The organism is Rohdeia mirabilis (assembly GCA_007750655.1).
Classification (GTDB): domain Bacteria; phylum Planctomycetota; class UBA1135; order UBA1135.
Window position 1 is genome coordinate 2,351,678 of the sequence record CP036290.1, and the last position, 14,359, is coordinate 2,366,036.

General features: G+C 70.8%; 8 protein-coding genes. 5 read left to right on the forward strand and 3 right to left on the reverse strand.

Annotated features, from left to right (window positions below; translation table 11 throughout):
• Nucleotides 1-44 precede the first annotated feature (44 nt).
• The 4 genes from Pla163_RS08735 to Pla163_RS08750 all read left to right on the forward strand — a co-directional run bounded on the left by Pla163_RS08735 (nt 45) and on the right by Pla163_RS08750 (nt 5,668).
• Entirely contained in the window at nt 45-980 is a 936-nt protein-coding gene (locus Pla163_RS08735) for a DUF72 domain-containing protein (RefSeq protein ID WP_145186649.1), read from the forward strand.
• A 142-nt stretch (nt 981-1,122) separates the two neighbouring features.
• On the forward strand, nt 1,123-2,652 hold the full coding sequence (locus tag Pla163_RS08740; RefSeq protein WP_145186651.1) for a DUF6288 domain-containing protein: 1,530 nt from the start codon (nt 1,123-1,125) through the stop codon (nt 2,650-2,652).
• A 23-nt stretch (nt 2,653-2,675) separates the two neighbouring features.
• A complete protein-coding gene (locus Pla163_RS08745) occupies nt 2,676-3,956 on the forward strand; it encodes a tetratricopeptide repeat protein (RefSeq protein ID WP_145186654.1) in 1,281 nt (426 codons plus the stop codon).
• A complete protein-coding gene (locus Pla163_RS08750; protein ID WP_145186657.1) occupies nt 3,956-5,668 on the forward strand; it encodes a CRTAC1 family protein in 1,713 nt (570 codons plus the stop codon). The genes Pla163_RS08745 and Pla163_RS08750 overlap by 1 nt, the downstream gene beginning before the upstream one ends.
• Before the next feature lie 108 nt (nt 5,669-5,776).
• Here the strand turns inward: Pla163_RS08750 and Pla163_RS08755 are convergent, their stop codons facing one another.
• From Pla163_RS08755 to Pla163_RS08765, 3 genes are all read right to left on the reverse strand, one after another.
• Complete coding sequence (locus Pla163_RS08755) at nt 5,777-7,414, reverse strand: DUF4397 domain-containing protein (RefSeq protein ID WP_145186660.1); 1,638 nt, start codon at nt 7,412-7,414, stop codon at nt 5,777-5,779.
• 349 nt (nt 7,415-7,763) lie between these two features.
• Nucleotides 7,764-8,372: a DUF6702 family protein gene (locus Pla163_RS08760; protein ID WP_145186663.1), complete on the reverse strand. Its 609-nt coding sequence runs from the start codon at nt 8,370-8,372 to the stop codon at nt 7,764-7,766.
• Nucleotides 8,369-10,759 carry a M1 family metallopeptidase gene (locus Pla163_RS08765; RefSeq protein WP_145186666.1) on the reverse strand — a complete coding sequence of 797 codons (2,391 nt, stop codon included), beginning with the start codon at nt 10,757-10,759 and terminating at the stop codon, nt 8,369-8,371. The genes Pla163_RS08760 and Pla163_RS08765 overlap by 4 nt, the downstream gene beginning before the upstream one ends.
• A gap of 117 nt (nt 10,760-10,876) precedes the next feature.
• On the opposite strand from Pla163_RS08765, the gene Pla163_RS08770 reads away from it, so the two are divergent.
• Nucleotides 10,877-14,359: a S41 family peptidase gene (locus Pla163_RS08770; protein WP_145186669.1), complete on the forward strand. Its 3,483-nt coding sequence runs from the start codon at nt 10,877-10,879 to the stop codon at nt 14,357-14,359.

A 14,359-nucleotide genomic window follows, 5' to 3' on the forward strand; every position in this document is an offset into this window, starting at 1 on the left:
CAGGCCGTTCCCCGTCCGCCGGCGCGGTCCCGCTGTAGCGCGCCATGGAGTTCGGACGCATCGACGGAAGTGTCGACACCGTGGACTTCTCCCTGCCGCTCGAGCCGCAGGGCAACGCGCGCGTGCTCGAGCGCGCGGCCCAGGTGTCGCGCACGGACGCGGGTCCGGTCGTGCGCGTCGGACTCGCCGGTTGGGGGCACCGCGACTTCGTCGGGACGCTGCTGCCGCCGGGCACTCGTCAGGCCGACTTCCTGGGTCTGCACGCGCGGGCGTTCACGACGAACGAACTCAACACCACCTACTACGGAATCGACGCCGATCGCATCGCGCGTTGGGCACGGGCCACGCCGAGCACGTTCCGCTTCTGTCCCAAGCTGCCCGCCGACGTGACGCACGGCGCCGCGCTGGTCGGGGTCGACGCGCGCATGGAGCAGTTCGTCGATCTGGCCCGGGGTCTCGGGCCGCGCGTCGGACGGGTCTGGGGGCTGCTTCCGATCGAGTTCGACCCCGGTCGCTTCGCCGCGCTCGAGGCGTTCGTGCGCACCTGGGCCGCGCGGGTGCCGTTGGCGTTCGAGCTGCGCCACCAGGCCTGGTTCGCACGCGGCGGCGCGCAGCTCGATCGAGTGGGTGCGCTGTTCGAGGAGCACGACGTGGCCCTGGTGATCAGCGACGTCGCCGGCCGCCGCGACGTGGCACACCTGCGACTCACCGCGCGCGACACGATCGTGCGCTTCGTCGGCAATCGGCCCCATCCCACCGACGCCCCGCGGATCGACGCCTGGGTCGAACGGCTCGCGAGTTGGGCCGCGAGCGGTCTGCACACCGCGCACGTCTTCCTGCACCAGCGCCACGACCCCGAAGCGGTCGAGACGGCGCGCCGCTTCCGCGCCGCCTATCGGGCTCGGACCGGTGTCGACGTCCTCCCGGGCTTTCCCTCGCCCGCCGAGGGGGCGGGGCCCGTGCAGCGCGAGTTGTTCTGAGCGGGGGCCCCCTTCGGGAGCCCGCTTCGGGGGCCAGCGCGAGGTGACCTTTGCGCCGCGCGCGCGCGCGACCGAAGATCGTCGCGGCGGTGGGCACGGGCTCCCGTCGATCGCTCCGTTCCGACCTCGACCTCGATCGCCCATGTTCGACCGCACCCACGCGCTCCTGACCGCGGCCAGCCTCGCGTTCCTCGCCGCTCCGGCCCTGGCCCAGGTCCACTACCACGAGGACGGCGGCCCCTGGAACCAGCGCGCGAGCGCGGGACCGGACGCCGTCGTTCCGGGCTGGTACTACAACCTCGGTATCACCGGGCTGCGCGTCGAGTTGGTGGAGGACGCGCCGTGCGACCTGGTCGTGCGCTACGTGTTCGAGGGCTCGCCGGCCGCTGGCAAGGTGCGCGTCGGGGACCACATCGTCGGGGCCGGCGGCGCGCGCTTCGAGACGCCGCACCGCAACGGCTACGGGATGGACGTGTTCGGGCCGAACGGGCCGCTGCTCGACTTCGCGGTCGCGCTGGAGGAGGCGCAGACGAAGGCCGGCAAGGGCGTGCTCGAACTCGTGGTCGAGCGGGTCTCGAAGGACGGCGACGAACCGAAGGAGCGCAACGTGGACCTGCGCGTCGGCACGCGCTACGGCGCCTTCGGCCCGAGCTTCCCCGACGAGTGCAAGAAGTCGGACCGCATCGTCGGCGAGCTGCTCGACCAACTGGTCGAGCAACAGCGCGAGGACGGGTCGTGGGGGCTCGAGCCGCGCGACGTGTTCGCGCCGCTCGCCCTGCTCGCGAGCGGCGAGCGCAAGTACCGGCCCGCGGTCGAGAAGTGCGCTCGTTTCCACGCGCGCACCACGTCGGCCGAGGACGAAGGTGGCCTGATCAACTGGCGCTACATGGGCGCCGCGATCGTGCTCGCCGAGTACTACCTCGCCACCGGCGAGAAGTGGGTGCTGCCGGAGCTCGAGGAGATCCGCGACTTCCTCGTTGGATCCCAGTACATGAGCCTCGCCCAGCGCAATCCGCGGGTGAAGGAGTCGCACCCCGGCGACTGGCCGACCGACCCCATGGACTCGCACGGCGGCTGGGGCCACAACCCGGGATTCGAGGGCTACGGCCCGATCGCCATGCTGACGGGCCAGGGCGCGCTGGCGCTGTCGCTGATCGGACGCTGTGGCGTCGAGGTCGACAGGGCGCGCATCGACGCGGCGCTCGCCTTCGTCGATCGCGGTTCGGGCGCGAACGGCTACGTCTGGTACGGCGACGAAAAGGGCGGCGGGCCGGACGACTGGGCCGACATGGGCCGCACCGGCGCCGCCGCGATCGCGTACCACCTGGCGCCGATCGACGCGGAGCGCCGCGCGCACGGTCGCGAACACGCGCTGGTCATCGGCGCGCACCCCGAGAGCTTCCCCGACACGCACGGCTCGCCCGTGATGGGCATGGGCTACGCCGCTCTGGGTGCGTTCACCGATCCGGGAAGCTTCCGGCGCCTCATGGACGCGAACCGCTGGTGGTTCGCCCTCGCGCAGTGCCAGGACGGCAGCTTCTACTACCAGCCGAATCGCGACAACGCGGGCTACGGCGAGGACTCCCGCCTGTCGGCCTCGGCCGTCACCGCGTTCATCCTGACGGTGCCGCGGCGCGGCCTGGTCCTCACCGGTCGCGGCGAGGAGCGCTGAGCACGAGCGGGTAGCATCGGGGGGTGCGATCGAGAGCGAACAGCGTGCGCGTGGCACGTGCGGTCCGAGCCGTGGGAGTCGCGTGGTCGCTCGCGCTGTCGCTGGCCGCGTGCGGCGACGGTGCGCCGGCGCCGGCGTCCGCGAGCGCCAGTTCGAGCACTGCCCAGAGCGCGCCCGACCTCGCGTTCGACGGCGGGTTCGACGGCGGGTCCCGTGCGCTGACCGCAGCCCTCGATCGCGTCCGGGCGGCGACGGAGCGCGCCCCGAAGGATCCCGCCGCCTGGACCGAGCGCGCCCTGGTGTGCGAGGCCAACGGGCTCGACGAAGCGGCGACGGCCGCCTGGACCCGCGTGACCGAGCTCGCGCCGAACGACGCGCGCGCCTGGTACCACGCAGCGCGCGGGCGGGCGGCGGCGGGGGACCTCGAGGGCGCGCTCGCCGCCTGTGACCGCACGCTCGCGCTCGACGCCGACTACGCACCGGCGCACTGGCGGCGCGGCACCTGGCTGTTCGAGCTGGGGCGCGCGAGCGCGGCGCGGGACGCGTTCGAGGCGGCCGCGCGACTCGACCCCACCGCGCTCGAGCCGGTCTGGGGACTGGCGCGACTGGCGCTCGACGCCGGCGACGCCGAGCGGGCCCGCGCACTGCTCGAACCCGTCGCCGAACGCACGCGCGGGCGCAGCTACACGTTCCTGCTCCTGGCGTCCGCGCTGCGCCTGTTGGGCGACGACGCGCGCGCCGCCACGTTCGCGGACCGCGCCGCCGAGCCGGTCTGGATCGACCCGTGGAAGGTGGAGGTGCTCGAGCACCGAGTCGGCTACCACGAAGCGGTCGAGGGCGCGCAGGCCGACATCGCGAAGGGTGACTTCGCGGGCGCCGAGCGGCGACTCGTGGCGTTGCTGGACGAGCAGGGCGACGACGTTTCCGTGACCACGATGCTGGCGAGCGTGCACCTGGCTGCGCGCGAGCCCGAACGGGCGCTGGACCTGCTCGACGAGGCCCTCGAACGCCGGCCCGACCACTACCGACTGCACTACAACCGGGCACTCGCTCTCGGCGCGCTCGAGCGATTCGACGAGCAGGTGGAGGCGGCGGCGCGGACCCTCGAGCTGCAACCGACCTTCGCGCCCGCCTGGTTCGAGCGGGGCAAGGCGCTCGTGCGCCTCGAACGCTTCGGGGCGGCCGCGGAAGCGCTCGCGAAGGCGCTCGAGTACGGACCGCGCGACGCCCGTCTCGAACGGCTCCTCGAGCAGGTTCGCGATCGGGCGGACGCGAGCGGGGACCAGCCGGAGGACCAACCGTGATGGCGGTCCGAGTTCTGGTCGCTCTGGTGCTGACGGTGCCAGTGGTCGCGGGTTGCTCGGACGGTGGCAGCAGCGCATCGGGTAGCGCAGCGAACGCCGGGACGAACGAACCCGCCCAGGGCACGTGGTTCCGCGAACGCGGCCACGCCTTCGGCATCGATTTCGAACACCGGAGCGGCGCCGTTCCCGAGCGCTACCTCATGCCCGAGATCATGGGCGGCGGCGTCGCACTGATCGACGCCGATCGCGACGGCCGACTCGACGTCTACCTGGTCCAGAGCGGTTCGCTCGACGATCCGGCTCAGGGCGCGAACCGCCTCTATCTGAATCGCGCCGGCGAGGGCGGGGCGCCCGAGTTCGAACACGCGGTCGGCGTGGCTGCGGACACGGGCTACGGCATGGGCGCGGCCCAGGGCGACGTGGACGGCGACGGGATCGTCGACCTCTACGTCACCAACTGGGGGCGCAACACGCTCTACCGCGGCGACGGGGCGGGCGGCTTCGCGGACGTGACGGAGGCCTGCGGCGCCGGCGACGACGGGTGGGGGACGAGCGCGGCCTTCTTCGACCCCGACCTCGACGGCGATCTCGACCTCTACGTGGCCAACTACTTGGTCTGGTCGCCCCAGGGCGCGATCGAGTGCCGCAACGAGATGGGCGCGCGCGACTACTGCAGTCCGCAGTCGCACTTCAGCCCGGCGCTCGACGCGTTCTACCGCAACGCGGGCGACGGAACGTTCACGGACGAGAGCGAAGCCAGCGGCATCGGCAGCACGCCCGGCACCGGCCTCGGCGTGACCGTCGGTGACTTCGACGGAGACGGCACGTTCGACGTGTTCGTGGCCAACGACGGCATGTCCGACTTCCTGTGGGCGGGCGCGGGCGACGGCACGTTCGTCGATCGCGCGTTCGAAGCCGGGTGTGCCCTCGACGACAGCGGCGTCGCCAAGGCCGGCATGGGCGTGGTCGCCGCCGACCCCGATCGCGACGGCGACCTGGACGTGGTCGTCTGCAACCTCCACAAGCAGTCGGATTCGTTCTTCGTCAACGACGGCGGGCGTTTCCGCGATCGGACGCTGCGCTCGGGACTCGGTTCGGTCAGCCGGCGCTTCACTCGTTTCGGCCTCGGTTGGATCGACTTCGACCACGACGGCGAACTCGACCTCTTCCAGGCCAACGGACGCGTGATGCGCCAAGCGCGCGACCTGGCGGACGATCCCTACGCCGAGCCTAACCTCGTCCTGCGCGGCCTCGGCGAGATGCGCTACGAGGTCGTCGATAACGCCGACGGCGGCCTGGTCGCCACCAGTCGCGCCGCGGCGTTCGGCGACCTGGACGGCGACGGTGACGTGGACGTGGTGGTCGCCAACCGCGACGCGCGCTTCCACGTCTTCGAGAACGTCGCGCCCAAGGTCGGTGCGTGGATCGGCTTCGATGTGCGCGAGGCGAACGGGGCACCGGCGCTCGGGGCGCGCGTCGAGACCTTCGAGAGCACGGCGTCCGGAAACGACGACCGTCGCTACGCGCGCTGCGAGCCGGCCTCCAGCTACCAGTCGAGCAACGAGACGCGCGTCCACGTGGGGCTCGGCGCCCGGACCACACCGTCCATCGTCACCGTCGTCTGGCCGGGCGGAGAGCGCGAGGACTTCGGGCCGCTCGCGTCCGGACGCGACCACAGGTTGGTGCGCGGCGCGGGACGCTCGGCCGACTGAGCGGCGTTGCTCACGCGCCGTCACCGCAGGGGCGCTCGCGAACGAAAGCGCGCCCCGCTCGACGTTGGACGAGCGAGGCGCGCTGTTCGACGCGAGCGACGACGCGGGTCAGTTGCGCTCGACGGCGATCGCGTTGCTCGTCACGAAGTGTCCAGGGCCGGCCGGAGTGGCGATCGCTCCTTGGAGGTAGATCGCGTCCAGGAACGGCGCCAGGCGCACGGGGACCGAGAAGTCACCGACGGCGCGACCCTGGGCGTCCGTCGGCAGGGCGCGGAACCCGAAGTAGTCGGTGTACAGCGTGCAGCCGGTCGCGCCGAAGCCGGCGAGGCCCGCGGGCAACGGCAGGCCGGCGAAGTCGGTGTTGCTCGTGCCGAAGAGCACGACGCCGGCCGAGTTCGGGACGCTGGTGTCGAGCTCGAGCTGGAAGACCTCGTCGAAGATCACACAGTTGGTGGACGCGGTCAGCGTGGCGCCGCAGCCGGTGCCGAAGCGTCGCAGGAGAACCTCGGCCGCGGCGGGGAGCGGCGTGAGGTCGATCACGTCCACACCGACCGTGAAGGTGCTGCCGAGCTCACCCAGTGCCTGGGCGATCGTGTGCGTCCGCGCCTCGAGCACGAGCGGAACCGGACCGAAGACCGGGGTGGTCGTGCAGGCGGGGGCGATCGCGACCTCGTAGGCGCCGGCCGGCAGCTCGGCGGTCGCCTCGTCACCGTTCACGAGGCCGCCGATCGTCGCGACCGCAGCGCCGTTCGCGGTCACGATGACGTCGACCTGCGGTGCGAGCGCCAGGTGACGGACGGTCACGCGCGCTTCGTTCGCCAGTCCGAGGGCCGACACGTCGTTGGCGAAGTCGCTGAACGCGATCGCGGTGCCGAAGGACGGGTTGGCGAGCAGCATGCGGTCGTCGCCGGCGGCCAGATCGATCTGTTGGGACACGAGCGTCGACGAGCCGCCGAACACGCGGATCTCGGCCAGGTAGCTACCCGGTTGGACGGCGACGCCGGTGCGCACGAGTTCGTCGAGCTTCAGGACCTCGGTGCCGTCCAGGTACAGGGACGGAACGAGATTGCCGAAGCGCAGGCCTTCCATCGAACGCACCCGAGCCGTGAGGGCGTCGCGCTGGACGAGCAGGTCGAAGTTCGACGTGAGCGCCTGGCCGACCGCGTGGACGCCGTAGCGAAAGCCGTCCTCGACGGTCAGGGGCACGGGACCGAAGGCGACGGTGCTCGTGCCGGCCAGGCGCAGTTCGACCTCGTAGTCACCGGGCGCGACGTCGGCGCTGGCCTCTTGGCCGTTGGTCACGCCGGGAATGGTCAGCGCCGTCTGTCCGCCCTGCAGAACGACCACGTCGACCGCGGGAGCCTCGGCGGCGTGACGCACGGTGACCCGCGAAGACGGCAGGGCGAGCGCGCTCCCGTCGTTCGCGAAAGGCGTCAGTTCCGGCGCGCCGCTGGCGTCGAGGTTCGCGATGACCGAGACGTCGTCACCGGCGCCGAGGACGTAGGTGGCGCCAAGGATCGTCGCTCCTTCGAGGCGCACCTCCACGTCGTAGCTGCCGGGCGGCAGGGTGAGGGGGCCGCGCTGTTCCTCGAAGCAGAAGCTGAACAAGGTGGCTCCGTTCGCCACCACTTCCACGGGGGCGGGCAGGCCGGGAACGCCGTGCAGGACGGTCAACGAGGCGTCCTGTGCGAAGGCCGTCGAGGCGAGCGACAGGGTGGCGGCGAGTGCGAGACTGGGCGTGTTCATGATCGATGCGTCCGTTGGTCGGGTGCGATGCGAGTGGCTGCGCGCTCGTCCGCAGAACGCTCGTTCGTAGCGAGCGCGGCGGCGAGCGTGGTCCTCGAGAGGTTCGAGGACGCGAGGCAGATCGCAGCGATGCGTGGCGCTGGATGCCTTCGAAACGGTCAATTCTCGCGGCCGTGGCGCGCGCGACGGAACGGCGCACGAGAGCGTTCAACTCTGTTCCAGGCCCGTGCCGCCGTGGGGCCGAACGCGAGCGCCCGCGCTCGAAGCGGACGTTCGAACGTGCACACGTCGGGTCGTTCCCAGGTGCGTCGCGAGCAGGCCTTCACGCGCTCATCACGCGCGCCGCCTCTCAGGCCGGACGCAGCACGCCGGACAGATCGGCCCAACCGCTCGCGAAGCGGAAGACGTGCCGCTCTTCGCCGCTCGGACCGCTCGCGAAGAGCACGTTCACCTGGGTGGTGAACCGGTCGAACAGCATCTCGAACGATCCGCGCAGCTCGGCGGGGGCGGCCAGCATCGGCACCTCGAAGTACAGCCACACGTCGGGCCCGTCGAACTCGAGTCCGATCCACTCCTGGGCGCAGGGGAGGAAGGGCCGATCGCCGGGCGCGGACAGCCGCGTCTCCAGGCGAAACCCGTCGGCCAGATAGCCGAGCAGTGCCACCTCGCCCTTGGGGTCCTCGACCTTGACCTCGCGACCCACGTAGGCCGAGAGCGCCTGATCGAGCGTCGATCCGTGGACGCGCACCGCCACCTCGAGCCGCCCGCGCTCGGGGACGTACTCGAGTTCGGCCACGCCCTCGTCGGCGGGGTGGGGCCGGGCCGTGCCCGCGACGTTCGCGCCGGCGGCCGGAGCGTGGCCGTGCGCGAGAGCCGAGTGGCCCGAGATCGCGAGCGCGGCTCCGAGCACGAGCGCCGCCCCGCCCACGAGCCGCACGGTGAAGGCGCCCCGGTTCAACGCTCGCCCGCGCCGACCGGCGGCGAGGCGGAGTCGTCGCCCGCGGGTTCGGCGTCGGCCTCGGCCTCGAGCTCCGCCGCCTCGTCGCGCGCCTGTTGCATCGGGTTCTGGCTCGTACGGTCGCGCTTGAACAGTTGGAAGCGCGACAGCTTCGTGCGCGGCGGCCAGTGGTTGTTCGCGGTGTCCACGTCTGCCGTCTCCTCGAACGGATCGAGCGTGACGCGCACGACCGGAAGATCGGTCACGGCCATGGTCTCGACGCGCTCGCTGTTGCGCCGCCACAGCTCGGCAGGGATGCGCAGGATCTCGGTCGAACCGTCGGTGAGTTCGAGCTCGAGGACGACCGGACTCACGAGCCCGCCCAGGTTCTCGAGCGACACGACGGTGAACGATTGATCCACCTCGAGCACCTGCTTCTCGTCGTCGTCGAGACTGGCCATCAACCGCTCGAAGGCCTTGCGGTCGGCGAGGGTGACGGCGTGCTCGTCGAACGAGTTGTAGAAGTCGAGCAGCTCCGGGAAGCGATCGGTGCGCTTGGGCAGGGGCGCGTTCAGGCGTTCACTCGGCGTCTCGGCCCGCGCCTCCTCGTCGGCGCGGTCGTTCGCCTTCGCGACCTTCGGATCGGGCGACTCCAGCTGGAAGCTCTCGACGCCGGTGATCGCCAGGTCGACGTGGTCGGTGGTGTAGAACCACCCGCGCCAGAACCAGTCGAGATCGACGGCCGAGGCGTCCTCCAGCGTGCGGAACAGGTCGGCAGGCTCGGGCCGCTTGAACATCCAGCGGCGGGCGTACTGCTTGAACGCGAAGTCGAACAGCTCGCGCCCCATGACGGTCTCGCGCAGCACGTTCAGGGCCGTGGCCGGCTTGGCGTAGGCGTTCGCTCCGAACTGCAGGATCGACTCCGAGTTCGTCATGATCGGCACCTGCTCGGTGCTCGACATGAAGCCCGTGATGTTGCGCGCCTCACCGCGGCGCGACGGGTACCCGGGCTCCCACTCCTGTTCGGCCAGGTACTGCACGAAGGTGTTCAAGCCCTCGTCCATCCAGGTCCACTGGCGCTCGTCGGAGTTGACGATCATCGGGAACCAGTTGTGGCCGACCTCGTGGATGATCACGCCGATGAGGCCGTACTTGGTGCGCGACGTGTAGGTGCCGTCCTTCTCGGGCCGCGGGCCGTTGAAGCAGATCATCGGGTACTCCATCCCGCCGACCGGGCCGTTGACCGAGATCGCGACCGGGTAGGGATAGTCGAAGGTGAACTTGGAGTAGACCTCCAGCGTGTGGGCGATCGCTTGGGTCGAATAGCGGCTCCACAGCGGCTCGCCCTCGATCGGCCAGTAGGACATGGACATGACCGTGCGGTCGCCGATCGGCGTGCCCCAGGCGTCCCAGATGAACTTGCGGCTGCTGGCCCAGGCGAAGTCGCGCACGTTCTGCGCGTGGAAGACCCAGGTCTTCGTGTCCGTGGCCTTGGTCCCCTGGTTCTCCACCGCTTCGTCCGGCGTGATGACGAAGACGGGCTTCTCGGCCGTGCGCGCCTCCTCGAGCCGGTCGCGCTGGGCCTGGGTCAGCACCTCACCAGCGTTCTGCAGGACGCCCGTCGCCGCCACCACGTGGTCGCTCGGAGCGGTGATCGCCACCTCGTAGTCGCCGAACTCGAGCGCGAACTCACCGCGGCCCAGGAACTGCTTGTTCTGCCAGCCGTTGACGTCGGTGTACGGCGCGAGGCGGGGGAACCAGTGGGCGAGCTCGTAGATCCAGTTGTCGTCCTCCTCGAAGTACTCGGCGGCGGTCCGTCCACCCACGAGGTCCGACGGGTTCATGGAGTAGGACCAGCGGATCGAGAACTCGACCGCGGCGCCCGGCTGCAGCGAGCTCGGCAGGTCGACACGCATCATCGTGCCGTTGATCGTGTGCGGCAGGTCGTCGCCCACCGCGTCCTTCACGCTCGCGATGTCGACGCCGCCGTCGAAGCTGCGGCGGTACATCAGCCGCCGCAGACCGCTGTACGACATCGACTCCATGTCGGGCGCGCCGCCGATCAACTCCGACTCGCTGTGGGGCGCGAAGATGTTGTTGTCGATCTGCACCCACAGGTAGTCCAGGCGGTGGGGCGAGCGGTTGTGGTACGTGATCCACTCCTCGCCGGTGATGCGCTGGGTCGCGTCGTCGATCTCGACGGCGATGCGGTAGTCGACCTTCTGCTGCCAGTAGCCGGGTCCGGGCGCGCCGGACGCGAGGCGCTGATCGTTCGGCGTGGGCAGCAACTCGTCGAGCTGGCGGAAGGCGTCCGGGCGCGTCTGTTTGGCAGGTGTCGCGTCCTGGGCAACGGCGGGGACGGCGGGTGCACCCGCGCAGATCAGGGCGAGGAAGAGGGCTCGAAGCATGGCGTGTGGTCGTGGGCGATCGGAGTTCGGCGCTATCATCGCACGGCCCCTCCGCCGGCGACACCCCGACGTCCGCTCCGGCCGAACACGCGCCCCACTCCCGCGACCCACCAACGCATGCTTCGACACTCCGCTGCCGTCGTCCTCTTCACGCTCTTCGCGGCCGTCCTGGTCCACCCCCGGTCGGTGTTCGCCGCCAACGCGCCAGGGGGAGCGGCGGTCCTCGCGACCGTCGATGGAGCCCCGGCCTTCCCGCAGTATCCGAGCCTGTCGCCCGACGGCGCGTGGACGGTGTTCAGCTCGGGCGGTGACCTGTGGGCCGTGGAAGCACGGGGCGGTCGAGCGCAGCGGTTGACCGCCCACCCGGCGCTCGAGTTGCGCAGTGCGTTCTCGCCGAGCGGGGATCGACTCGCCTTCGAGTCCGATCGCAACGGCGCGCTGCAGCTGTTCGTGGCAGCGGTGACGATCGACGACGGACGTTTCGCGATCGGCGCGCCACAGCAGGTGACCGAGGGCGATCGCGCGAAGCGACTCGGTGGCTTCTCCGCCGACGGCGCCGAGCTCTTGTTCACCACCAGCCACGAGCCGGACGCCTACCGCGGTTCGAAGATCTACCGCGCACCTTCGGAGGGCGGGCCGATGACGCTGACGTTCCCGGCCTACGGGGCCCAGCCGCAGGCGCTGCCGGACGGCTCCGGCTTCGTCTTCACGCGCGGTCGCGGCACGCCGGAGCGGCCGAACTACCGCGGCTCCGGCAACAGTTCGCTGTGGCGCTACGACGTGGCGTCCGAGACCTACTGGCCGCTCGTGCCGTCGATCGGGAGCGACCACGAGGGCCATGCGACCCCCGACGGGACGCTCGTCTTCCTCTCCACGCGCGACGGTCAGAACGATCTGTGGCTCTCGTCGGTCGACGGCGATCTGCGCCAGGTCTACGCGCCGCGCGCCACGGACGAGGAGATCACCCAGGGCCACGGTCTGCGCGACCTGTGCGTCAGCTGGGACGGAACGACGGCGATCGCCTGCCTCTGGGACCGCTTGGTGGTCGTGGATCTGCGCAGTGGCGAGGCGCGCCCGCTCGACGTGCGCGTGGCGGCGATCGACGAGAGCGACGCCGAGCGCATCGAGGACGCTTCGGTGAGCCAAGCCGTGCTGTCACCCGACAACGCCACGATGGCGGCGATCGCGCGCGGCGAGCTGTACGTGCGCGCCGTGGCCGAGGGCCGACCGACGCGCCGCATCACGCACGACGCCGGACGCCAGAGCGATCCGGCCTGGGCGCCCGACGGTTCGGCGCTCTACTTCGTCGGCGACGACGGGGACGGCTACGTGCTGTGGCGCGCCACCGTGCGCACCACGCGCGAGGACGTGGATCCGCAGCCCGAGCCGGAAGCGGAGGACGAGGAGGCGGACGGGTCCGCTGAGGACGAGGCCGCCGACGAGGACGAATCCGAGCCCGCCGACGAGCCCACAGAAGTGCCCGCGAGCGCGGACGAACCGGCCACCGAGGAAAGCGGTCTGGAGGCTGCCGCGGACGACTCCGACGACGCGGATGCCGAGGACGAGGAAGAAGAAGAGAAGATCGACCACGGCGCCCGCTGGGAGGGCGCGCTCGAGTTCGACCTGGAAGAGGTCTACCGCTCGCGCGCGACGCTGGCGGACCCCGTCATCGCCCCGAACGGGAAGCGCCTCGTCATCAGCGAGGAGCGCGGCGACCTGGTGCTGATCGATCTCGCAGACGGCGGCTCGCGCACGCTGCTGCCGTCCTGGAACCAGGCCGACGCCAGCTGGCTGGCCGATTCGCGCCACCTCGTGCTGTCGGTCAGCGATCTCGACTTCAACGAGGACGTGCACATTCTCGATGTGGACGGCGACGCGGGACCGATCAACGTCACGCGTCACCCCGACCTCGACGTGTCGCCGGCGATCTCGGCCGACGGCAAGGTGCTGGCCTGGTGCAGCGACAGCTACGGCGTGAACTGGGAGTTCGACGTCTACATGGTCTATCTGGATCGCGATCTCGAAGCGCTCCAGGACTGGCAGTTGGCCGAGCACTTCGAGAAGGCCAAGAAGAAGGTGAAGGCGCCGAAGTCGGGCGACGAGGTCGAACCGCTCGAGCTGGACCTCGAGGAGAGTTGGCTGCGCGCGCGCCGCATGACCTCGTTCCCGGGGTCCGAAGGCTCGACCCTGGTTTCGCCGTCGGGCGACACGATCCTGTTCAGCGGCAGCGTCGACGGCGACGACGGCGTGTGGTCGATGAAGTACGACGGTTCGGATCGCAAGCGCGTCATCTCGGGTCGCGTGTCCGACCTGCGCCTGAGTCTGGACGGCACCAAGCTGACCTGGGTCAGCGGTGGCAGCGCCAAGTACTGCGGTATCGGCGGCGGCAGCAGCGAGACCGTCGGCTTCGACACGCGCCAACGCATCGACGTCGCGGCCGAGCAGGAGCAGAAGTGGCGCGAGGCCACGCACGTCCTGGGCGAGCGCTTCTACCACCCGACGTTGAAGGGGCTCGACTGGGACGGTCTCACGCGGCGCTACGGTTCGCTGGCCGCGCGCGTCACGACCAGCCAGGCGTTCAACCGCATCGGCAACCTGATGTTCGGTGAGCTCGACGGCTCGCACCTGTCGATGTCCGGCGGCTCGAGCTACTCGGGTCCGAGCGACCGCACGGGCTACCTGGGGATCGAGCTGGAGCCGGTCGTGGGCGGCTATCGCATCACGCGTGTGCTGCCCGGAAGCCCGGCTGCGGGTGGCCCGCGCGCGCTCGCGGTCGGCGATACGCTGACGGCGGTGGAGGGTGAGGGTTTCGGCCCGGCCGACGCTCTACCCGAGCGCGACTGGCGCGCCGCGATGAAGGAGCGCGGCGGGGACGAGGTCCTGTTCGACGTGACGCGCGGCGACGGAACCGAGGAACGCGTGCTGATCCGCACCACGAGCATCGGCGCGATCGTGGGCCTGCGCTACGACGACGAGATCCGTCAGCGGCGCGCGATGGTCGAGGAACGGTCGGGCGGTCGCCTCGGCTACCTGCACATCCGCGGCATGAGCATGCCGAGCGTGCGCGACTTCGAGCGCGATCTGTACGCAGCCGCAGCCGGCAAGGAGGGGCTCGTCATCGACGTGCGCGACAACGGCGGCGGTTCGACGACCGACATCCTGCTGGCGTCGCTGACCGCGCCGAACCACGCGTTCACCGTGCCGCGCGGCGCCGACTACGACTCGGTGCCCCGCGACGCCTATCCCCGCGACCGGCGCCTGATCTACGGCTACAGCAAGCCCATCATCGTGCTGATCAACGAGAACTCGTTCTCCAACGCCGAGATCTTCGCGCACTCGATCCGCAACACGAAGCGCGGCCGCTTGGTGGGTGAGGCGACGTTCGGCGGCGTGATCTCGACCGGCGGAACGACGCTGATCGACGGCACGCGCGTGCGCTTGCCGTTCCGCGGCTGGTACCTGCCCGACGAGCGCGACATGGAGAACAACGGCGCCCAGCCGGACGTCTTCGTGCCGCGACTTCCGGGTGACGAGCACGCGGGAGTCGATGCGCAGCTCGAGCGCGCGGTCAGCGAGCTGGTGGGCGAGCTCGACGAGTGA